Below are 22,902 nucleotides of genomic sequence, written 5' to 3'. Positions count from 1 at the left end.
AAATATTCTAAATTCTAATTTATTAATTAATTTATCTGTTGATAATAGGGCGTTCAATAAACGCCCTATTCTATTAATTCTTTTTCAGCTTAAATCTATTCCTCTATTAACATTAATACATCGCCTTGTCTTACTGGTTTACTATTCTCTGCTAATATTTTAACTACTTTTCCTGATACTTCAGATTTCACTTCATTCATTAATTTCATAGCTTCCACAATTGCTAATGTATCTCCTTTTTTTACAATATCTCCCTCTTTTACAAAAGGATCTACATCAGGAGCAGGTGAAGCATAAAAAGTTCCTACCATTGGTGATAATACTTTTGTATATTTATCCTCATCAATAGATTCTTGAGTTTGTACTGGTGTTGCTTCTTCTACTGCTACTGCAACTGGTTCTTGAATTACTTGTTGTTGTGTAGCTACAGTTTGTACTGGTGATTTTGTATTTCTTTTTAATACTACTTTTCCAGTTTTAGTTTCCAGTACTAATTCTCCAACACTATTTTCTTCTAAAGATTCAGCTAATTGCTTTAATATCTCTATATTTATTCTCATATCTTCGTCTCCTCCCATTATAAGATCGCCAGCTGTAGGATCATGTTTCAAAGTAAGATATTTTAATGTAATTTGTGGAAACATAGCATAACTTAAATAATCTTCTTCTTGTGTAACTAACTCTTTTGGCAATTCTTCTTTTGCTTTTTCCATTGCTGGTTCTAATAAATCCGCTGGTCTAACATTTATAATTCCTTCATTTTTTATTATTTTTTTCTTTAATAAAGGATTTATTTCGCCAGGTGCAGTTCCATAATATCCTTTTATATAATTTTTTACTTCTTCTGGAACTATCTTATATCTTTCTCCAAGCAATACATTTAAAACAGCTTGTGTTCCTACAAATTGACTTGTAGGTGTAACAAGTGGTGGATATCCTAAATCTTTTCTAACTCTTGGCAGTTCCGCCAATACATCATCTATTCTATCTCCCGCTCCTTGTTGATCAAGTTGAGATAATAGATTAGATATCATTCCACCAGGTACTTGATGAGATAAAACTTTTATATCTATAAGTCCTTGTTTTGGTCTATTATATGCTTTTTCTTCTGCTAATGTCTCGAAATATTCAGACACAATAGATAATTTTTTTATATCCATTCCTGTGTCATACTTTGTATTTTTTAGTACTGCAACCATTGTTTCTGCTGCTGGCTGTGAAGTATGAAGTGCCATAGATGCTACTGCTGTATCTACAATATCCGCTCCTGCTTCTATACCTTTTAAATATGTCATTGCAGCCATTCCACTTGTATAATGACTATGCAGTTGTATCATAAGTCCTGTTTCTTCTTTTAATTTTTTTACTAAATGAAATGCATCATAAGGAGTAAGTAACCCAGCCATATCTTTTATAGCTAAAGAATTAACTCCCATATCAGCTAACCTTTTAGCTAATTCTATATTATATTCCATTTTATGAATAGGACTTATTGTATACACAATAGCACCCTGTACATGTGCTCCTTCTCTTTTTCCTGCAGATATAACTTTTTCTAAATTCCTCAAATCATTTAAAGCATCAAATGTTCTTATTATATCAATCCCATTATCTACTGCTTTTCCTATGAAACTGTCTACTACATCATCAGAATAATGTTTATATCCAACAAGATTTTGCCCTCTAACTAACATTTGAAGTGGAGTATTCTTAACTTCACTTTTTATCCTTCTTAGTCTTTCCCAAGGGTCTTCATTTAAATATCTTAAAGATACATCAAATGTTGCTCCTCCCCATACTTCTAAAGAATAAAATCCAGCCTCATCTAATTCTTTTAATATTGGAAGCATTTCATCAGTTTTTAATCTAGTCGCCCAAAGTGACTGATGTGCATCTCTTAATGTTGTATCTGTAAATCTAACCAAAGTTCTTCACCACCTTTTCAACTATTCCCAATTATTCTTATATCTTTTACTCCGTTAACTCCTCTTATTCCTTCCAACATTTTTTCTATATTTTTCATACTCTCTTTTTTTGTTTGAATAGACAAAGTAGCATGTGCAATATTATCTATTGGTATATTTTGTATTACAGTTAAAATATTAGTATCATATTTTGCAATAAGATCTAAAACCATAGAAAGTACCCCTGGATGATCTGTTAAAGAAAGATATAGATTAAAAACAGAATCTGTATTTTCCTCGAAAAATGGTTTTATATAATCTTTATATTTATAATATGTACTTCTACTTATTCCAATACGTTTTATTGCTTCATATTTAGAAATATTCTCTCTTTGAATAAGTTCATTTACCTCTATAACTTTTTGTATAGAAGTTGACAATATTTTTTTATCCACAATATAAAATTCTCTTTTTTTATTCAAAGTACTCACCTTACCATTAGTTATTGTATGATTTTATAGACTTATTATACCATTTTACCGGATTTTTTTCAACCCTGACGTTTTATCTCAATTCTAAAGAAGTTCTGCTATCTGTACTGCATTTAATGCTGCACCTTTTAATATTTGATCTGCAACTACCCAAAGTGATATTCCATTTTCAAATACTTCATCATCTCTTATTCTACCAACATATGTGGCATATGTACCTGCTGCATCAATTGGCATTGGATATTCATTATTTTTAGGATTATCTATTACTTTTACTCCTTCAGATTCTCTTAATAGTTCTCTAATTTCTTTTGATGTAGATTTTTTTTCTAATTCTAAATTTATAGATTCAGAATGAGCTCTCAAAACTGGAACTCTAACTGTTGTAGCAGAAATTTTTATTTCATTATCATGAAATATTTTTCTTGTTTCATTTATCATTTTTAATTCTTCTTTTGTAAATCCATTATCCGTAAATTCATCTATATGAGGTATTACATTAAATAATAGTTGATGTACAAATTTATCTATAGGAATCTCTTTTCCTTCTACAAATGCTTTTGTCTGATCTAATAGTTCTTGCATCCCTTTTGCTCCTGCTCCTGAAGCTGCTTGATATGTAGAAACCAATAATCTTTTTATTCCAAACTCTTTATGTATTGGCCAAAGTGCCACACACATCTGAATTGTAGAACAATTTGGATTTGCTATTATCCCTTTATGTTTTTTTATATCTTCTGGATTAACTTCCGGCACAACTAATGGCACATTATCATCCATTCTAAAAGCACTACTATTATCAATTACAACAACTCCATTTTGTGCTGCAATTGGTGCAAATTCTTTTGAAATATTACCACCAGCAGAAAATAGTGCTATATCTAACCCTTTATAAAATTCTTTTGTTAATTCTTCAACAACTATATCTTTTCCTTTAAATTTTATTTTTTTTCCAGCTGATCTTGCAGATGCAAATAATCTTAATTCTTTCACTGGAAAATTTCTATTTCCAAGTACATTTAACATCTCTTGTCCAACTGCTCCAGTTGCTCCTACTATTCCAACTCTATAACTCTTCAATTTTTATACCTCCATTATCAAGTTTAAATGTATTATGAAGAACTTCTACTGCCTTTACCAAATCTTCATCTTTTATTACACAGGCTATTTTTATTTCAGATGTAGATATCATATCTATATTAATTTCTGCTTCTGCCAAAGCTTTAAACATTGTAGCTGCCACACCTGGATGACTTTTCATTCCAACTCCAACAACTGCTATTTTGCCTATTTTTTCATCATAAATAACTTTTTCAGCAGATAATTCATTTTTTAATTCTTCAGAAACTTCTAATGCTCTTTTTAAATCCGTATAAGGTAATGTAAACGAAATATCATTTCTTCCATCCCCACCTAAATTTTGTATAATAATATCAACATTAACATTTTCAGTAGCTATTCTTCCAAATATTTTAGCTGCAATTCCAGGTTTATCAGGAACTCCTACTATTGTAATTTTTGCTTCATTTTTAGAATGTCCTATCCCTCTAACTACTGCCTTTTCCATGTTTTCCCCTTCCTCCTTTACTATTGTTCCTAATTCTGGTAAAAAACTTGATCTCAAATGTATTTTCATACCATATTTAGCTGCAAGCTCAACTGACCTTAGATGTAAAACTTTTGCTCCTGAGCCAGCAAGTTCTAACATCTCTTCATATGATATACAATTTATTTTTTTAGCATCTTTCACTATCCTTGGATCAGCTGTATATACTCCGTCAACATCTGTATATATTTCAACTTCATCAGCTTTTAGAGCTATTCCTAAAGCCACACCAGTTGTATCAGAGCCACCTCTTCCCAGTGTAGTAATATCCATATTTTCTGTAACACCTTGAAATCCTGCTATAATTACTACTTTATCTTCTTTTAACTCTTCTAATATTTTTTTAGAATTAATAGATTGAATCTTAGCTTTTGTATGGGCTTTATCTGTTTTTATCCCAACTTGTGTTGCATTAAAAGATATTGCTTTATATCCCATTTCATAAATAGCCATTGCTAATAATGCAATAGATATTTGCTCTCCTGTAGATAAAAGCATATCCATTTCTCTTACGTGAGGATTTGGAGAAATTTCTTCTGCCATTTTTATTAATTTATCTGTTGTTCCTGCTGGTGCTGATAATACTACTACAACATCATTCCCATTTTTTTTAGTTTCTAATACCCTCTTTGCAACTTCTCTTATTCTTTCTGTATTTGCTACAGAAGTCCCACCATATTTTTGTACAATTATGCCCATCTGTTTTATTCTTCCTTTCTAAAAATTAAAGTTATATTCCCTATAAAGGCTAACAACTGTTTGCCCTTATAATTCATCTACAAATTCTTTTATTCTTTTAATTGCTTCTTTTATATCTTCAATGTCCGTTGCATAACAACATCTTATATTATATTCAAATCCTTCTCCAAATGCTGTCCCCGGCACAACAGCTACTCCTTTTTCTTCAAGCAATCTAATTGCAAACTCTTCACCTTTTATCCCTAATTTTTCTAAACTTGGAAAAATATATAAGGCCCCTTCAGGCTCTATTACATCAAGTCCAATCTCTCTAAAACCATTTAACATTAATCTTCTTCTTCTATCATAAGAATTTTTCATTTTTTCCACTTCTGGAAAACTATTTTTTAATGCTTCTATGGCTCCATATTGAGACATAACAGGAGCACACATTATTGCATATTGATGTATTTTTATTAATTCATTTATTAACTCTTTTTTAGCAGCTAAAAACCCTATTCTCCACCCTGTCATAGCAAATGCTTTAGAAAAACCATTTAAATAAATAACATAATCTTTCATCCCTTCAATTGAAGCTATAGAAAAATGTTCTTTTCCATAATTTAATTCAGAATATATTTCATCACTAATTACCCAAATTTTATGTTTTTTTATTACTTTTGCAATCTCTTCAACCTCTTCTTTATCTAAGATAATCCCTGTTGGATTATTTGGATAACATAATATTAATGCTTTAGTTTTAGAAGTTATTTTTTCCTCTAAACTTTTTGCAGTTAATCTGAAATTTGTTTTTGAAGTATCTATAGTTACTGCCTTTGCTTCATTCAACATTGACAATGGCTTATATGGAACATATATTGGCTCAGGTACTATTATTTCATCTCCTGGATTAATTAATCCTCTCAATGCCAAATCTATTCCTTCGCTTCCACCTACTGTAACTATTATTTCATCTTCGTCATAATCTAAATTATATTTTTTTAAATAATTTTTAATCTCAAGTCTTAATTCTAACAATCCATTATTAGATGTATAATGAGTTTTACCTTTTCCCATGTTATAAAAAGCTGATTCTATTATTCCCCATGGAGTAGTAAAATCAGGTTCTCCAACACCTAATGAAATTACATCCTTTTTAGCTTGTACTAAATCAAAAAATTTCCTTATTCCAGAAGGTTTAATCTCTTTTAATCTATTTGATATTTTATTTATCATTATGGCATCACCGCAATTCTATTATCATCTTTTTTTTCAGCAATCATACTTATACCATTTTCTTTATATTTTTTTAATAAAAAATGAGTTGCTGTGCTATTTACATAATCCAAACTTGATAATTTTTCAGAAACAAAAAGAGCTACATCTTTTAATGAATCTCCTTCTACAGCAATCAAAAAATCAAATCCTCCTGACATTAAATATAAAGAAGTTACTTGAGGAAATTTATATATTCTTTCTGCAATTGCATCAAAACCTCTTTCTCTTTCAGGTGTAACTTTAACTTCTATAAAAGCTTTTACTTTATCTGTTTCCCATTTTTCCTCGTTTATTATAGTAGTATATTTCAAAATTATCCCATTTTTTTCAAGTCTTTTTATCTCCGTTTTCACATCTTCTTCTGTCATTCCTAACATTACTGCAATATCTTTTACTGTTACTCTTGAATCCTCTTTTAAAATTTCAATTATTTTTTCCATATCACACCTCTTTATTTTCTGAATAAGGAATGGCTTAAAAATAACAAAATATGAAAGCATTATTTTTTAAACGTTCCTAAATTTATATTCTCTTCTTTTAAAGAATGTTTTTTAATCCCATTTTAAATTTTATTTCTTCAATTCCATTTTTTAGCATATAAATATTTTGCTTTTCATACTCTTCCAACTCTTCTATATTTTCTCTTTCATCAACTAAACACACTATATTATCTCCTGATTTAAAAACATTTTCTTCTGCACATTTCATAACACCTGCTGTTAATATCGCAGCTTCCTCTTCTACAATACCTTCCTGTTTTCTATTAGTATTTAACGCTTCTATAACATCATATTCATCTACTGTTATAATATCACTGCCACTTTCTTCAGTTGATACTCCTAACACTTTTATATCTTCCGAAGAGAATATCTCTTTATAAAATCTAAATCTTCCACTGTTTACTTCAGCTTTTTTTACAATAATATAATCTATTTTTTTTATTTTATCTTCAATTTCTTTTATAATAGTTTTTATCCCATCCATAAAAATCTTATTTTCTAATGGAATTATAGATAAATATGGATAATTCTCAGTTAATTTATATATATTTTTTATAATTTCTTTTTCCTCTTCATCTATTACAAATATTTTAGTATCAAATTTTAATGCTTTTTTATATCTTTTTTCTTTATATTGCTCTTTCGCAACAAAAATAAACGATTTTAATCCCATTCTAGAAGCATATGAAGCAACTGAAGCAGCCGCTTCTCCTGTACTATATACAATTACCCCTTCTTTTCCTTTATCTATATAATCTTTTAGATAATTATATACTCCTCTATCTTCTATATTTCCATTAGGATTTAATAGTTCATTTTTAAAATAAACATTAAAATTTTCTAAAAAATATAAATTTAATCTAATAGCTTTTATTAGCGGTGTATTCCCTTCTCCTAAGCTTAAACTATCTTTTGTCATAACTATTAACGCCCCCCTATTTTGAAATATTCGCTAACAGATTGATTCCTAAAAAACATTTAAAAAAACAGCATATTTTCAAACCATTTCTAAAAATTCTTATTCATCTATTTTTAATAAAATAGATTTTTCTACATTTACATTTTCGCTTATATATATTTCATCTAAAGATTTTTTCAAATCAGCCTCTAATACATCGTGAGTAATAAAAATCAAAGATACAAATTTATTATCATCAAAACTTTTACATGTCTGAATCATAGATTCTATACTTATATTATTATCTTTAAATTTATTTGTTACAAATGCTAATGTTCCAATTTCATCTTTAACATTTAATCTTATATAATATTTTGATATACTTTTTTCTAATGCTCTTAAAGAAAGCTCTTTATTTATATTGTAATAATAGTTTCCTTTTGGAATATTATTCGCCAGATCTTCTGTAGCAAGTTTTATTACATCTGCTACAACAGCACTTCCTGTGGGTTCCATTCCTGCCCCTTTTCCATAAAACATTGTTTTCCCTACATAATCTCCAATTACTTCTATTGCATTATATACATCATTTACATTTGACAATATCTCTTTTTGTGAAATCAAAGTTGGTTGAACTCTAACTTCAATCTCTTCATCTTCATATTTTTTTGCTGTAGCAAGTAATTTTATATTATATCCAAGGTCATTCGCAAATTTTATATCTTCTCCAGTAATGCTTGTAATCCCTTTTACTCCTACTTTTTCAAAATCAACATATCCGCCATAAGCTAATGATGCTAATATAGTTATTTTGTGTGCTGTATCTATTCCCTCTATATCGAAAGTAGGATCTGCTTCTGCATATCCTAATTCTTGTGCTTTTTTCAATACTTTTTCAAATTCAATATTTTTTTCTGTCATTTCTGTTAATATATAATTTGCAGTTCCATTTATTATCCCTTTTATACTTAAAATATTATTTCCTGCTAATGATTCTTGTAAAGGTGTAATTATTGGAATTCCTCCACCTACACTTGCTTCATAATAAATTTTTGTTCCATTACTATTTGCTATAGCAAATAGCTCTTTACTATATTTAGCTATTAAAGCTTTGTTTGCTGTTACAACATTTTTACCAGCTTTTAAAGCTTTTATTATTATATCTTTTGCTATTGTGTATCCACCTATTAATTCTACAATAATAGAAATCTCATCATCTTCTATCAACTCATTATAATTATTAGTAAAAATTGATCTATCTACATCAAAATCAAATTCTCTTTCTATATTTAAATCGCAGGCTTTTTTTACATCTATCCACACACCTGTTTTTTGATGAATTTTTTCTCTTTCATTAATTAATATTTTTAATGTTCCTGTTCCAACCGTTCCTAATCCAACTATACCAACTTTTTCTATTTTCATCATCAATTACCTCTCTTTGTCCATTTTTTAATTACTTTTGTCTATTATATCAAAACAAAAGTATAAAATCAATAAAAAACTAAGAAATATTAAAAAATAAGGTTTTTATATTTTGTCATAAAAACGCTTGAAGCATTGCGTGTTTTATAACAAAATAATAAGGTTATTTTTAAGCCGTTCCTAAATTAATTTTTTTATAGATTTTTTTATATCATTATTCACATTAATAAAGTTTATCTGAGTAGATATAGCTTGAAAATTATGCTCTTCTATAACTCTGCCTAATGTTTCACCTAAAAACTCCTCATCGATTTCATCTATTCCTCTAAAATCTAATACAAGCTTTTTCCCTTTTTCAAAATTTCTTTTAATATTACTATATAACACATCTCTTCCCAACTCTAGAAAATTTTTTACTATAATATGCATTTTCTATTCCCCCTTTTGTTTTTTAATTACTTAAAAAAATAGCGTATCTTGTTTTCTGAATAAATTTATACTTTAATATTAAAATATAAAAATTTATCAATATACTAATTATAACATACTTTATAATTAGTATATCAGATACATACAATTTATCAAAGAAATTATTTTTTTTTAGAATATATTAATAGTGAACTTTAAAAAATTATTAGACTACCATTAGTATAATATAATGTAAAATAATTGTAAAATTTTACACTATATCATTCAAATATTAATTAGTTTAATTATACCATATTTTAAGAGTTATTTAAATTGTTTTTAGCTAATTCTCAGTGAAGTCGGGCTAAATAAGTTTATACTTTTTTAATATATTAAAAAAGCAGGAAATTAATATATTTCCTGCTTTTTATATTTTTTTATATGTTAAAATCTAATAATTGTTCTAAATGTTTGATATGCTTCTTCTCCTGCTTCTTTATTATACTCTATTCTAACATCTACACTTCCACTTGCAGGATAAACAATATATCCATTAATCACAGCTTTTTCTTTATCTTCCCAACTGAAGTCATTAAAATCTACACCTTTTTGCATGTAATTAAATCCAGCCTGTAATCTCGACCACATACCTGGTAAAAATTTCAACTTAGAAAATAGTGCTGTTCCTGTTAATACTTTACTATTGTCTCCGTAATCCTCATATTTTATTCCCATAGTTAATATATCAAATATATTTGATCCAACTTGTAGTAAATATCCTGAATAAGCCTCTACCTTGCTCAAATCATATGTATCTTTGTTTTTGTTATAATAATAATCATATAACACAGGTGTAAATTCCTTACCTATATTTCTATATTCTAATTTATAATTGAAAAATTTACTTCCACCTCTAAATCCTGCTCCCATTCCTTGTCCAAAATCCATAAGTTTAGCAAATTCTGCATATGGTATTAAGTATTTTGAAACAGGATATGAAGCATCTAAACCAACAGCTGTTTTATTTAATTTACTATCATCAGCTACATCTGTATCTGTTATAGCTGTAATCCCCAATGTTAATGGCGATTTATCCATAACTTTGCTCTCTAATCTTACTGCATAAACTGTATCCAATTTAGAATCTGAAGCTTCTTTCAATGGAACCATAGCTTTAAATCCATTTTTTGGTAAAGTCACTCTTGTTTTTATTCCAAAAGTAGAATATCCACTCATTAACAATCCTTGACCATAACTTACTCCAGATAATTCTCCATATCTTATGCCAAATGTTTTACTATCGTATTCTGCCCATCTTAAAGATACTGAATCATACCATTTATCAGAAGCATTTGGACCATATTTAGTTACATTTTTACCATTTTCATCTCCTTGCAACACCATTATTTTTAAACCTAATCCAATTGGCGTTCCAAATATATGTGCAAAATCAGGTTTTATCTCCAACGTTCCATAACTTTTACCATTTACAACGTTAGAACCTGCTTCCATTGTAACTCCAGCATTTCCTTTTTCAGTTGGTTTCTTTTCTTCTACTTTAGCTTTTTTTTCTGCTTTTTTCTTCTCTTTTACTGGTTTTTCTAATGATTTTGGTGGTAATTCATTATGTTTTTCTTTTGGATTTACTTTCCCACCTTTTAATGCTTTTATTTTTTCTCCTGCCATTACAAAAACTGGTTCTGGCGATTGTACTGTTGTTACTGCAACAGTTCCTTCATAAGTTGTAATTTCTGTATCTCCTGTTTCATTTACTGCAACTGTAAATTTTGTACCTCTCACTCCCGCAGTTGCTGACCCTGTTTTTACTTCATATTTCGAACCTGTTTTTACAAGTTTTTTTACATTTGAATATATTTTTCCTACAAAAAGTTGAATACCTGTTTCTGTCATCTCTTTTTTCTCTGGGTCTTCTCTTAAAGTATTAAATATAGCTTGTGTCTTTGGTCTTAAATCAATAATTGCTCCATTTTCTAACTCAATTTTAGCCTCTGAATTTTCCATAGTAACTACTGTTGTTCCTTCTTTAACTCCCATCCCTTTATACACTTGTTTCCATACTTTTTCATTTGGATATTGTAGTACAGCCTGTCCTATTATATCTTTTACACTACCACCCATTAAATCTCCACTTTTTTTCTCAGCAGTTCCCAATAATTGTTGCTCTAATGATGTATCATCTTCTTGTAACAATGATTCTAAATCATCTCCTTGTGCAAAAACACCCATATTAACTACAAGCATTAGCCCTAGTAAAATCATTAGTATTCTTTTCATCTTAATTCCTCCCTCTTTTATTTATTATAAATTTATTTTGTGGTAAAAGTATAAACCCCATCCCAATTTTCTTCAGGTGAATTTTTTTGAAAAATCTCACATCTTTTTATATATACTTTTGCTGGAGAATCATTTTTATCAATTTCTAATACTTTTTCAAATGAATTTATCGCCTCTTCCCATTCTTGTGCTCTATAATAAACTAATCCTTTTAAAAAATATTTCAAAACTCCTTTTTTTTGCTCTGTTAATTCTCCTTTTTTACAAATTAATTCATACACATCTACTGGCTTATTTTTACCTTTTACTCTAATTATATCCAACTCTCTTACTTCTACATAATCTTTTACTTCTCTATAAGTATCTGAACTAATCATTATATAAGTTCCATATTGTTTATTAGCCCCTTCTAATCTTGAAGCTAAATTTACATTATCTCCTATAACTGTATAATCAAATCTATCTTGAGACCCCATATTCCCAACAATCATTTCTCCTGTATTTATTCCTATTCTAGCATAAATAGGTGGTAATCCTCTTCCAGACCATTTTTCTCTTAATTCATCTAATTTCTTTTGATATTCTAAAGCTGCATAACACGCTCTTAACGCATGATCTTCTATGTATACTGGTGCTCCAAACACTGCCATAATAGCATCGCCTTCATATTTATCAACCATTCCATTATCATTTAATATTATATCTGTCATATAAGATAAATATTCATTTAAAAATTCAACAAGTTCTTCTGGTCCCATTCCTTCAGATATACTTGTAAATCCTTGTATGTCCGAAAAAAAAGCTGTCAAAATTTTTCTTTCTCCACCGAGTTTTAATTTGTCAGGATTTTTTAACAGTTCATCTATTAGTGCTGGAGGTGTATAATGTCTAAAAGCATTTTTCACTCTCTTTTTCTCCAACTCTTCATTTACATAATTTAATATTAATAATGACAAATATATTGTAATATAACTCATTGTTGGATAAAAAATCTCTATCCAAATACCATTATTAAATAAAATTTGCGCCATTGCAATATAACCTGTTATTATACCCAGTGCCATAAAATTTGTAGTTTTAAAGTTAGCTTTTTTCATAGATAAAGACATTGTTATTAACAATCCAAAAATTAATATTAATATTGTATGTTCTCCAACTTCCCATCTCACTAAATATTTATTATCTATCAAATTTTGTATTGCAGTCGCATGAATTTCTACTCCTGGGGTATTTGGATCAAATGGAGTCGCTCTCAAATCATATAACCCTTTTGCTGTATCAGTATAACCAACTAAGGCAATTTTATCTTTTAATTTATCTTTTGATACATTTCCATTTAACACGTCAATATAAGATACATATTCAAATGTATGCCCTTTTCCATAATAATTAAGCCGTTGATATCCATCTTTATTTAATGGAATACTTTTTTCTAGCCCTGAAAGTTGAGCTGCATTTTTATAAATTTTAAGTCTATTATTTTTTATATCTAACACTACATTTTTGTCCATTGTATATTTATTAGCGTTTAGATACGCAAGTAAATATAATGGTGGAAAGTATAATCCGGTATATTTTTCATATGTTGCCATAGGTATACTTCTGAATACGCCATCTGGATCAGGTCTTCCAATCTCGTAAGGTGCTACACCATAACAAAATGTTCCTATTAATTTTATCGGCGGAATAACTTTATATACTGAAAATGGCTCAAAACTCCTTTTTCCAGTTCTACCTACTTCCTTTAGTTGCTCTGCAAGACCAGGAACATTAACATATCTATTAAATATGTATACTTTATTATCCAAAACCTCTTTTGATAACTTTACATCTTTTTCATTTAATATATTGTAAGTTCCTATTGATACATTCCCAGCTTTTTTCAAAGCCTTTGCAAATAAATAATCTTCATCTAATTTTAGTTTATTTAATTCTTTTGCCAAAGACAGAGCTGTTTTTTTCTTTATATCTCCATTTTTATAACCATTCAATATTATTTTTTTTAAATTTAATTTATAATCTAATAACTCTTTTGATGTCGAACTTTCTGTAAAAGATACATCAAAAGCTATACTTTTAACTCCATCTTCATTTAATTTCTTAACTAATTCTCCATGTATACTTCTTTTCCATGGCCATTTCCCTATCTTGTCTAAACTTTTCTCATCTATTCCTATTATGATAACTCCTAAATCTTTTTTCTCAGTTCCTCTAATTTTATATCTTAAATCTACTGTTTTTAATTCAAATATTTCAAAAAGATTTATCTTTAAATTAGAATACATAAAAAATATAATTGTAACTAAAAATGTTAAAAATATTCCTAATAAAAATGTTTTTTTTCTAAACATTACAATCATCCCTATTCTATCATCTCTTTATAATAATCAGACGCGCTTGCGTGATTTATTCCTCTTTTCAAAAGTTGAATATCTTTTTTTACAGTTGCTGCAGATAGAGCAGTTTCATATTCAATTTCTCCATTTGTATATAGTTTTTCTATTGATTGGTCAAACGTTTTCATCCCGTCTTCTTTTTTCCCTAGCTTCATTGCTTCAGGAATTTTTTTATATCCATCTACAGTTAAAATTAAATCTTTTATTGTTGGCGTTGTTCTCATAACTTCTATTGCTGCTACTCTTCCCTTCCCTTGTTTTTTAGGTAATAGCCTTTGAGAAGTTACCATTAACAAATTAGATGACAACTGATTTCGTATTCTTTGTTGTAACTCTTTTGGAAAATAATCTAATATCCTTGTAATTGTTTGAGAGGCATTTACAGTATGCACAGTACTAATCACTAAATGTCCTGTTTCAGCCGCTTTAAATGCAGCCTCTAAAGTTTCTTTATCTCTTAATTCTCCTATATAAATTATGTCTGGATCTTGTCTTATTATATATTTTAAAGCTTGATTATAATTTTCTATATCACTTGGTATCTCTCTTTGACTTATTAATGATTTCTTATCTTTAAATAGATACTCAATAGGATCTTCTAATGTTATTATATTTCTAGTTAGATTTTCATTAATATATTCTATCATTGCTGCAACAGTTGTACTTTTCCCATTTCCAGCAGCACCAGTTATTAATATTAAACCTCTTTTTTCTTTAATAACTTCTTTTAAAACATCTGGAAGTCCTAGCTTTTCTAAGCTTTGAATATTTTGTAATATTCTTCTTATAGCAACTGCTATTGTTCCTCTTTGCATAAACATATTTATCCTATATCTACCCAAAGCCGGAATAGCATATGAAAAATCTATATTTTTATTTTTTCTAAACTTTTCTCTTTTTCTCTCATCTAAAAGTTCCCTTTCCATTATTTCCATATCTTTAGGTAATATAACTTCTACTCCATTTATAGGCTGTAACTCTCCATCTATTCTAATCATTGGTCTACTTCCAACTTTTACATGTAAATCTGAACCCTTTTTTTCAGTTAATTCTTTTAATAATTGTTCGATCATTATTTTATTCCCCTTCCATATTCACAGTAAACTCTTATTTTACAATTATCACATTTTGGATTTCTTGCTGTACATATGGCTCTTCCATGATAAATTAACAGATTAGAATATAAAAACCAATCTTTTTTTTGAATAATTTTCATTAATTCAAATTCAATTTTAACTGGATCTTGTTGTTTAGTTAATCCTATTCTATTTGATAATCGTTTTACATGAGTATCTACAACAACTCCAGGTATATTAAATATATGACCTAACATTACATTTGCAGTTTTCCTTCCAACTCCGGGCAATTTTATTAAATCATCCATATTATTGGGTACAATCCCATCATATTTTTCAACAAGCATTTTTGCACATTTTTTTATATTTTTAGACTTATTTTTATAAAAACCAGTGGAATGAATTATTTTTTCTAATTCTTTTATATCCATTTCCATAAATTCTTTTGGAGTTTTATATTTTTTAAATAATTCTGCAGTAACTATATCTACTCTTTTATCTGTACATTGAGCTGATAATATTACTGCTATTAATAGTTCAAATTCATTTTCATAATTTAATGTTGGTACAGGTTCTCCATATATATCTTTTAAAATTAATATTACTTTTTCTGCTTTTGTTTTTTTATTCATTATCTCACCTTTTTTTATTCTATATTATTTTGATTCCAATATTTTTTCTAGTACATTATTTACTTCATTATACATATCTACTGTATTCATATTTTCTATGTTTTTTCTTTTATATTTATTTCCACTTAACTTTTCATAAAGTGATATACCTTTATTATAATCAGAAACTAATTTTTCTCTTATTCCTTGTAAGTCATCTGTCATTTCATTCATTATTATTCCTGTTATTTTTTCTAACAAACCATTTATCTCTTTATAAATTTCTACATTTTTTGCATTTGACAAATCTTTCCTTATATTTTCCTTAGTATCTAAAGAATTTAACAAATCAATACCTTTGTTATAATCATCTATCATCATTTTTTTTAATTTTTTATCATCTTTTTTTATACTCTTATTTTCTATATTTAATTCTATAGCATAATTTTTTAATTTTTTATATTTATCAAAAACCTTCTTTAATAATTCCCTATCTGCTGCACCTGCAAATGAAGATAATACAAAACTAAATAAAATCACAACCATAACTTTCTTTCTCATGATAATACCCCTCCCTATTTTATTTTTTATAATTTTTTTATTATTACTATTAAAATAAACCTACATTATATATTATACTCTATTTAAAAAAATTTCCTTTTTTTTTATAAAAAAAAATTTAAAAGTGGCAATGCCACTTTTAAATTTTTTCTATAACATCTAGTATTTCTTTTTTAGAATTCGCATTTTTTATCTTTGATATTATATTTTTATTTCTACAAACTCTTCCTATTCTTGCCAAAACTTCTAAATAATCTCTATTATTTTCCAAAGGAGCCAATACTACAAAAATTATATTTGCAACTTCATCTTCTCCCACACCATATTCTACTCCTAGCTTATTGGTACTTAAAATAACCTGTATCTCTTCCATTTCATGAAACTTAGCATGTGCTAATCCTATTCCATTTCCAACAAAAGTTGGTTGAATTTCTTCTCTTAATTTCACTTTTTCAATTGCTATTTCTTTTAAATTTTCATTTAATTTAGAACTAGCAATCATACTGTTTATTATTTCATATTTTGAATCTCCCTGTAGATTAAAAAAAATATTTTCTTCTCTTATATTCATGGTCTCCTCCATAAACTATTTTATAATTTTAACTATTTTTTTCTTGCCCGCTTTTAATATCATTCCATCCATCATTTTTATAGTTCCATTAATATCATTAAAAACTTCTCCATTTATTCTAAATCCATTCCCCTTTATAAGACGTCTTGCTTCACTTTTTGATTTTCCAAATTTTATTTTTTCGAATATCAAATCGATTACAGCCATCTCATTTTCTTCCACTTTTATCTCTGGAATATCATCAGGAATATCTTTTTTACTAAACATCTTTTCAAAATAATCTCTAGCTGCTTTTGCACTCTCTTCATTATGATATAATTTTACAATTTCTTCTCCCAATCTTTTTTTTGCTTCCATAGGGTGTAATACTCCACTTTTTATATCTTCTTCCATTTTTCTTATATCTTCTAATGGTATTTCTGTTGCCATTTCATAATAATTTATCATTAATTCATCTGATATCGACATTACTTTTCCAAACATATCATTTGGAGCTTCTGTGATACCTATATAGTTGTTCAAGCTTTTACTCATCTTATTTACGCCATCTGTTCCTTCTAATATTGGCATCATCATACAAACTTGTTGTTCTTGATTAAAATATTTTTGTAAATCTCTTCCTCTTAATAAATTAAATTTTTGTTCTGTGGCTCCTAATTCTACATCACATTCTAATGCTACAGAATCATACCCTTGTAATATTGGATACATAAACTCAACTAAACTTACAGGTTTATTTTCTTTTAATCTTTTTGAAAAATCTTCTCTACTTATCATTTGTGATACTGTAAATTGAGACGTCAAATTCAAAATTTCTTCCATTGTTAATTTTGACAACCATTCTCCATTATATCTAATCTCAGTTTTATCTATATCTAATATTTTCCCTACTTGTTCTAAATATCCTTTTATATTTTCATTAATCTCATCATCTGAAAGAACTTTTCTAGTCTCACTTTTCCCAGTTGGATCTCCTATCTTTGCAGTATATGTACCGATTAAAAACTGAACTGTATGACCTAAGTCTTGAAACTGTTTTAATTTTCTAATTGGTACCGCATGTCCTATATGTATAGAGTTTCCTGTAGGATCTATTCCAAATTTTACCTTTAAAGGTTTACCTGTTTCAATAGATTTTTTTATTTTTTTTCTCAACTCTTCTTCTGATATGAGATCTTCTACTCCTCTTTTCAATATAGAAAGTTGTCTTTCTATCTCTTTTTCTACATTCATTAATAGTTTCCCTCCTAAATTTATCTCTCAATTAATTTTAAAATTATATCATATTAATCTATTTTTTTCAATTTTTTTATATAAAAACTTACTTCTGTTCCTATTCCTTTAAAACTTTTTATATAAAGTTTTTCATCATATTTTTCTAATATTTTTTTTACAACTGTAAGCCCTAATCCAACTCCATTATGTTTCCTTGTATATCCTTCTTCTAATTGCCTAAAGTCATCATATATATTTTTTATTTTTTCTATTTCTATTCCAACTCCACTATCTTTTACAGTTAATTTAATCTTATCATCTTTTTCTGTAACTATTAATTTTATTTCCTTACCTTCATATGAGAATTTCACTGCATTTGATATAATATTTTTCAAAACTTGCCCTAATACATCTTTATCTCCATCAACCAAATAATCTTTTAAATTCATCTCTATATTAATATTAATATTTTTTCTAATTACTCTATTTTCAAAAGTAGATGACACATTATAAACTAATTCTTTTATATTAAATTCCTTATTATAAAAATCATATTCACCATTCTCTAGTTTTGAATAATTCAAAATATTTTCTATCATCTCTTGCAATCTTTCTACATTATTTAAAACTGTAAATAATGCTTTTCTTTGATTTACAGTAATATCTCCCAATTCACTATTTAAAAACATTTCAACATATCCCATAATTGGTACTAAAGGTGCTTTTAACTCATGGCTCATGTTTGATAAAATTGTATTTTTAGTCATATCTGCATTTTTTAATTTTTCTGCAACTTTTTCTGTTCTTTTTAATTGTTCCACCATTTTTTTATATAGTTTCCTATTTTCTAAAGCTAGTATTATAGTTTTACTATACGTATTTAGAGTTTGCTCCAAATATTCATCCATTTTTTTATTATTATCAAATATTATTACTCCAAAAATTTCATTTTTGCCATCTTCTTTTGTTTTTAATACAAGAATATATGGGTTCTTAAAATTTATATCTAGTGATGATTTACATTCTGTCACTTCAATTATTGAATTTTTCAACATTTTATATTCTAACTCTTTTGTTATCTTTATTTCATTTAAATTTTTATTTGTACCCGTTTTGGCTTTAGGTATCAATATATTTTCTTCTTTTTCATAATATATTACATTTTTTATAAATAACCCTTCTCTTATCCCTCTTACTATAATTGAGTAAAACTTTTCGTTTGTAATGTTATCTGTCATTTTTATTATTAAATAATATAAATTTGTTACTTCTGATATCCTAGAATTTAGTATTTTATTTGATTTATCTCTATTACTATTTATTTTTTCAAAATCATATTTCATCTTAGCTAAAATTTCATTTTTGGCTTTTAATTCACTACTATTTTGTTCATTTTCTTCTTTAATCTCTTCTAATTTTTCTGTTTTTATTTTTAATACATCTGCCATTTCATCAAAATCATGAGCTAACAAACCAATTTCATCTTTTCTATTTTTCAGCTTTGTTAAATCAATATTAAATTTCCCACCTCTTAAAAGATTTATTTTCAAAGTCAATTCTCTTATTGAATCTAAAAACATATCTAACATATAATTAAACACTACAAATATCATCACAAAAATTAAAAACAGTTCTAAAAATAGATGCAAAGAAATTTCTTTAGAAATTTCCCAAATATAATTTTCCTTTGCAGCTACTATTATCTCTCCTGACTTTTCCCATAAAAAGCCTTTTAATTCTATTTTTTTTAACAAATAAATTGATCTATCAATTGTTATTTTTTTAGAATTTTTTAAATCTATTTTATCTGTTTTTTCTAAATCAATTGTAGTGGATATAATTTTATAATTATTATCAATCACCATTACTTCATCTTGTTCTTCGGATAATATCTCTTTCAACATTTTTTCTTCTATAGGTAATTTTAATAATACAAATCCTATAAATTTATTTTTATCTTTTTTTGAATATATAGGAGACAATGTTTTTGAATACATTTTACCTGATTCAATTTCATAAAAAGAATAATCTGCAGAACTATTTCCAATAAATTTACTTAAATATTTTTTTAAATTTTCTTTTGATATTTTTTTATCTCTATTTAATATACTTTTTCCATTAATAGATATAATATCTATCTCTATCTTTTCATTACCTATTGAATAGTTTTGAAACATTTCAGATATTTCAGAAATAAACTTATATCTATAATATTTTTTTTTGTCTATATCATAAGTTCTATAATAAGTTTTTTCTCCTGTTTTTTCCGAATTTATATCTATATACTTATTAGAATCTAAAATTGAAATAACTTGTATATTTTTAGATAATATTCTAGCCTCTGTTTTTAATTCTACATTTAAATTTTCTAATTTTTTTTCCATATTTTTTAAATTTTTTGTTGCTGTGGAGCCTAAATTTTTCTGAATACTTTTATAAACAATATACATAGAGATTGAAAAAGAAAATATAATTGCTAAAAAATTCATTAATACTAATGTCAATGTAAATTTATCCTTTATTCCTACCCTCATTATTCATCACCCACTTGATAATATATATAAAAAATGCTATAATTTAATTATAACACAATTATATATATAAATACAAGATTGAGGTGATAATATTGAAAAATAATTTTTTATTTAGAATCTATTTTTATAAATTTAAGAAAAAATTTATAAAAATTACACTCTTAACATTCTTCGCTACACTTTTTTTTATTTTAAGTTCTTTTTCATTCGCAGATGACTTTACTCAAGTTTCTTTTTCTGTTTTATCAAAAGAAACTAAATTACCAGTTGAAAATGTTTCTATTTCTATTGGAGATCTAAAATTATCAACTAATAAATCAGGAATAGCTACTTCCTTATTATTTCCCGCAACATATGAAATAACATTTTTCAAAAATAATTATATTTCTTTTAAAAAAAATATTGAAATTACCACAACCAAAAATCAATTTGTATTTTATATAGAAAGCAATTTTATTCCTATACGTGTACAAATAATAGATGATTTTAATAATGATTTCCTCAAGACCTCTATTAAAGTTATTAATTTAACTGATAATACATTTTCTTTTTTTACGACTAATAAAAAAGGGATATTAAATATAAAAATAAAGAAAAATAAAAAATATAAATTTAATATTAAGGAAAAAAATTATAAAGAATTTAACTATAATTTAACTCCTAAAAATTTATTATCATCCGATTTTTTATTTAAACTTAGTAGACTAAAAGGAAATTTAAATATTTCTACATCTTTGGATAATTATAAAATTAAAATTACAAGTTTAGAAAATAAATCATACATAAAAGAGTTTGAAACTAAAAATAAAATCTTCAATATTAATCTTCCTTATGGAAAATATAATGTTGAATTAAATAGCGATAATTATAAATCTGCTACTAAATTTTTTGACTTTTATTCAAATGAAAAAACAATCAATTTAAAATTTATTCCAAATTTTAAATTTTTCAATTTTATTACTATTTTCAATCAAAAAAGTAATATTTTAATAACAGCTAATTCTAGTTTAGACAAACTTGAAATAGCAAATAATTCTACAATAAAATTATTTAATTTAAAAAATGAACTAATAAACTCTTTTAAAATTGAAGATAAATTTTATAAAATTAAATTAAATTATGGTATTTACAACATTGAAGTTTCAAATAATATAGGAAAAAATGTAACTTTTAAAAAAATAGAACTTTCAGAAAATAGTGATTCTAATATATTTTTATCGTTACAAAAATTAGAAGCAACTATTACTGGAACTATAAAAGATAAAAATAACCTCATTGGAGGAGCTGTTATTTCATTTATTAATAATGAAAACAAATTTTCTACTACATCAGATATAGATGGAACTTTTACTATTAAAGTCCCTGCAATAAAATATAATATTACTATTTTTAAATCAGGGTACCGAATTAGTAAAAATCAAAATTTAACAATTAACTATTTGGAATCAAACAAAAAATATAAATTGAATTTTTCAATTGAGGAAATACCAAGTATAATAAAAGGGGTTATAACTCATTTAAATGGAGAACCTATAGATAAAGCAAAAATAACTTTGAGGAATAATAGTGAAGAAAAATATTTTTTTACTAATAAAAAAGGGGAATATAGTGCTGAAATTAATAGCGGACTAATTTTTATTAAAGTTGAAAAGGATGGTTTCAAATCAAAAGGGACAGTAAAAAACGTAAATAAATATTCTACTTTAAGTGGATTAGATTTTAAATTAGAACAAATCTATAGCAGTATAAAAGGTACTTTAACAAATGGTATAAATCCATTAGAAAATATAAAAATAACTTTAATAAATTTAGACAATAATTCTAAAACAACTACATTAAGTAGTCAAAATGGAAGCTTTCAATTTGATAGCGTACCAATTTTAAATACATATACAATTGAAATTGATAATAAAAATTATACAAAATATATAAATAAAAAGTTTTCAATTAATAATAATGAAGTCAAAATTTTCAATATATTGTTAAAAGATAATAAAGTGAAAATTATACTTGAGTTAAAAAACAGTGATGAAAACCCTTTATCCAATACAAAATTAAAAATTAATAATAAAGAATATACTTCTGATATAAATGGAATTGTTGAATATTCTACTATAAATAATTTTAAAGATTTAAGTTTGAAAATTCAAATTAACAAATATAAATTTGATAAAAATATTCTTATTAAAAAGGAAGAATTCACAAATTTAATCTTAAAAAAAAGTATTATTATAGGTGAAAATTTAAATAAAGAAAAGATTAATATTAATTCAACTACAAATTCAGCTATTAAATAAAAAAATAAACTACGCCTTCATCTGGTAGAGTATAAATGTTTTTCTAAATTTTTGGTTTCTGAAAAATTTTGCCTTGAAAAATCGCATATTTTTTAAAAATAGCGTAGCTTATTTTCTGAATAAATTTATACTTTCCTAATTAATAAAAAAAAATAATA

General features: G+C 26.2%; 18 protein-coding genes. 1 reads left to right on the top strand and 17 read right to left on the bottom strand.

Annotated elements, in window-relative coordinates; genetic code table 11:
- Positions 1-95 precede the first annotated feature (95 nt).
- From accB to RDY08_RS01910, 17 genes are all read right to left on the bottom strand, one after another.
- Positions 96-1,925, bottom strand: a complete 1,830-nt coding sequence (accB, locus tag RDY08_RS01990; protein WP_307904754.1) for an acetyl-CoA carboxylase biotin carboxyl carrier protein — start codon at positions 1,923-1,925, stop codon at positions 96-98.
- 17 nt (positions 1,926-1,942) lie between these two features.
- Positions 1,943-2,386, bottom strand: a complete 444-nt coding sequence (locus RDY08_RS01985; RefSeq protein WP_372339418.1) for an ACT domain-containing protein — start codon at positions 2,384-2,386, stop codon at positions 1,943-1,945.
- Between the two features lie 93 nt (positions 2,387-2,479).
- Positions 2,480-3,475: an aspartate-semialdehyde dehydrogenase gene (locus RDY08_RS01980; protein ID WP_307904752.1), complete on the bottom strand. Its 996-nt coding sequence runs from the start codon at positions 3,473-3,475 to the stop codon at positions 2,480-2,482.
- Positions 3,462-4,700, bottom strand: coding sequence for an aspartate kinase (locus RDY08_RS01975; RefSeq protein WP_307904751.1), 1,239 nt, complete (start codon positions 4,698-4,700; stop codon positions 3,462-3,464). Before RDY08_RS01975 ends, RDY08_RS01980 begins: the two co-directional genes overlap by 14 nt.
- A 66-nt stretch (positions 4,701-4,766) precedes the next feature.
- A complete protein-coding gene (locus RDY08_RS01970; protein ID WP_307904750.1) occupies positions 4,767-5,915 on the bottom strand; it encodes a pyridoxal phosphate-dependent aminotransferase in 1,149 nt (382 codons plus the stop codon).
- A complete protein-coding gene (locus tag RDY08_RS01965; RefSeq protein ID WP_307904749.1) occupies positions 5,915-6,397 on the bottom strand; it encodes an Lrp/AsnC family transcriptional regulator in 483 nt (160 codons plus the stop codon). Before RDY08_RS01965 ends, RDY08_RS01970 begins: the two co-directional genes overlap by 1 nt.
- A gap of 97 nt (positions 6,398-6,494) precedes the next feature.
- The gene (locus RDY08_RS01960) at positions 6,495-7,376 is read right to left on the bottom strand and encodes a PLP-dependent lyase/thiolase (protein WP_307904748.1); all 882 of its coding nucleotides are present in this window, start codon (positions 7,374-7,376) and stop codon (positions 6,495-6,497) included.
- Positions 7,377-7,475: 99 nt separating this feature from the next.
- Positions 7,476-8,783 (bottom strand): homoserine dehydrogenase, encoded by a 1,308-nt coding sequence (locus RDY08_RS01955; RefSeq protein WP_307904747.1) that lies wholly within the window; start codon positions 8,781-8,783, stop codon positions 7,476-7,478.
- A gap of 177 nt (positions 8,784-8,960) precedes the next feature.
- The gene (locus RDY08_RS01950; protein WP_307904746.1) at positions 8,961-9,209 is read right to left on the bottom strand and encodes an STAS-like domain-containing protein; all 249 of its coding nucleotides are present in this window, start codon (positions 9,207-9,209) and stop codon (positions 8,961-8,963) included.
- A 423-nt stretch (positions 9,210-9,632) separates the two neighbouring features.
- Positions 9,633-11,483, bottom strand: a complete 1,851-nt coding sequence (locus tag RDY08_RS01945; RefSeq protein ID WP_307904745.1) for a FecR family protein — start codon at positions 11,481-11,483, stop codon at positions 9,633-9,635.
- A gap of 32 nt (positions 11,484-11,515) precedes the next feature.
- Positions 11,516-13,834: a CHASE2 domain-containing protein gene (locus RDY08_RS01940; RefSeq protein WP_307904744.1), complete on the bottom strand. Its 2,319-nt coding sequence runs from the start codon at positions 13,832-13,834 to the stop codon at positions 11,516-11,518.
- Positions 13,835-13,845: 11 nt separating this feature from the next.
- The gene (locus tag RDY08_RS01935; protein ID WP_307904743.1) at positions 13,846-14,952 is read right to left on the bottom strand and encodes a type IV pilus twitching motility protein PilT; all 1,107 of its coding nucleotides are present in this window, start codon (positions 14,950-14,952) and stop codon (positions 13,846-13,848) included.
- Entirely contained in the window at positions 14,952-15,587 is a 636-nt protein-coding gene (gene nth / locus RDY08_RS01930) for an endonuclease III (protein ID WP_307904742.1), read from the bottom strand. The genes RDY08_RS01935 and nth overlap by 1 nt, the downstream gene beginning before the upstream one ends.
- A 24-nt stretch (positions 15,588-15,611) precedes the next feature.
- Positions 15,612-16,127, bottom strand: coding sequence for a hypothetical protein (locus tag RDY08_RS01925; RefSeq protein WP_307904741.1), 516 nt, complete (start codon positions 16,125-16,127; stop codon positions 15,612-15,614).
- Positions 16,128-16,266: 139 nt separating this feature from the next.
- The gene (locus RDY08_RS01920) at positions 16,267-16,698 is read right to left on the bottom strand and encodes a PTS sugar transporter subunit IIA (protein WP_307904740.1); all 432 of its coding nucleotides are present in this window, start codon (positions 16,696-16,698) and stop codon (positions 16,267-16,269) included.
- Between the two features lie 15 nt (positions 16,699-16,713).
- The gene (gene tyrS, locus RDY08_RS01915) at positions 16,714-17,931 is read right to left on the bottom strand and encodes a tyrosine--tRNA ligase (RefSeq protein WP_307904739.1); all 1,218 of its coding nucleotides are present in this window, start codon (positions 17,929-17,931) and stop codon (positions 16,714-16,716) included.
- 53 nt (positions 17,932-17,984) lie between these two features.
- Positions 17,985-20,447 carry a sensor histidine kinase gene (locus RDY08_RS01910; RefSeq protein WP_307904738.1) on the bottom strand — a complete coding sequence of 821 codons (2,463 nt, stop codon included), beginning with the start codon at positions 20,445-20,447 and terminating at the stop codon, positions 17,985-17,987.
- A 92-nt stretch (positions 20,448-20,539) separates the two neighbouring features.
- On the opposite strand from RDY08_RS01910, the gene RDY08_RS01905 reads away from it, so the two are divergent.
- Complete coding sequence (locus RDY08_RS01905) at positions 20,540-22,744, top strand: carboxypeptidase-like regulatory domain-containing protein (RefSeq protein WP_307904737.1); 2,205 nt, start codon at positions 20,540-20,542, stop codon at positions 22,742-22,744.
- Positions 22,745-22,902: the final 158 nt, after the last annotated feature.

Source organism: Haliovirga abyssi (genome assembly GCF_030295325.1).
Classification (GTDB): Bacteria; Fusobacteriota; Fusobacteriia; order Fusobacteriales; family Haliovirgaceae; genus Haliovirga; species Haliovirga abyssi.
Note: the sequence above shows the minus strand (reverse complement) of the source record. Positions and strands in the feature narration are given on the sequence as shown.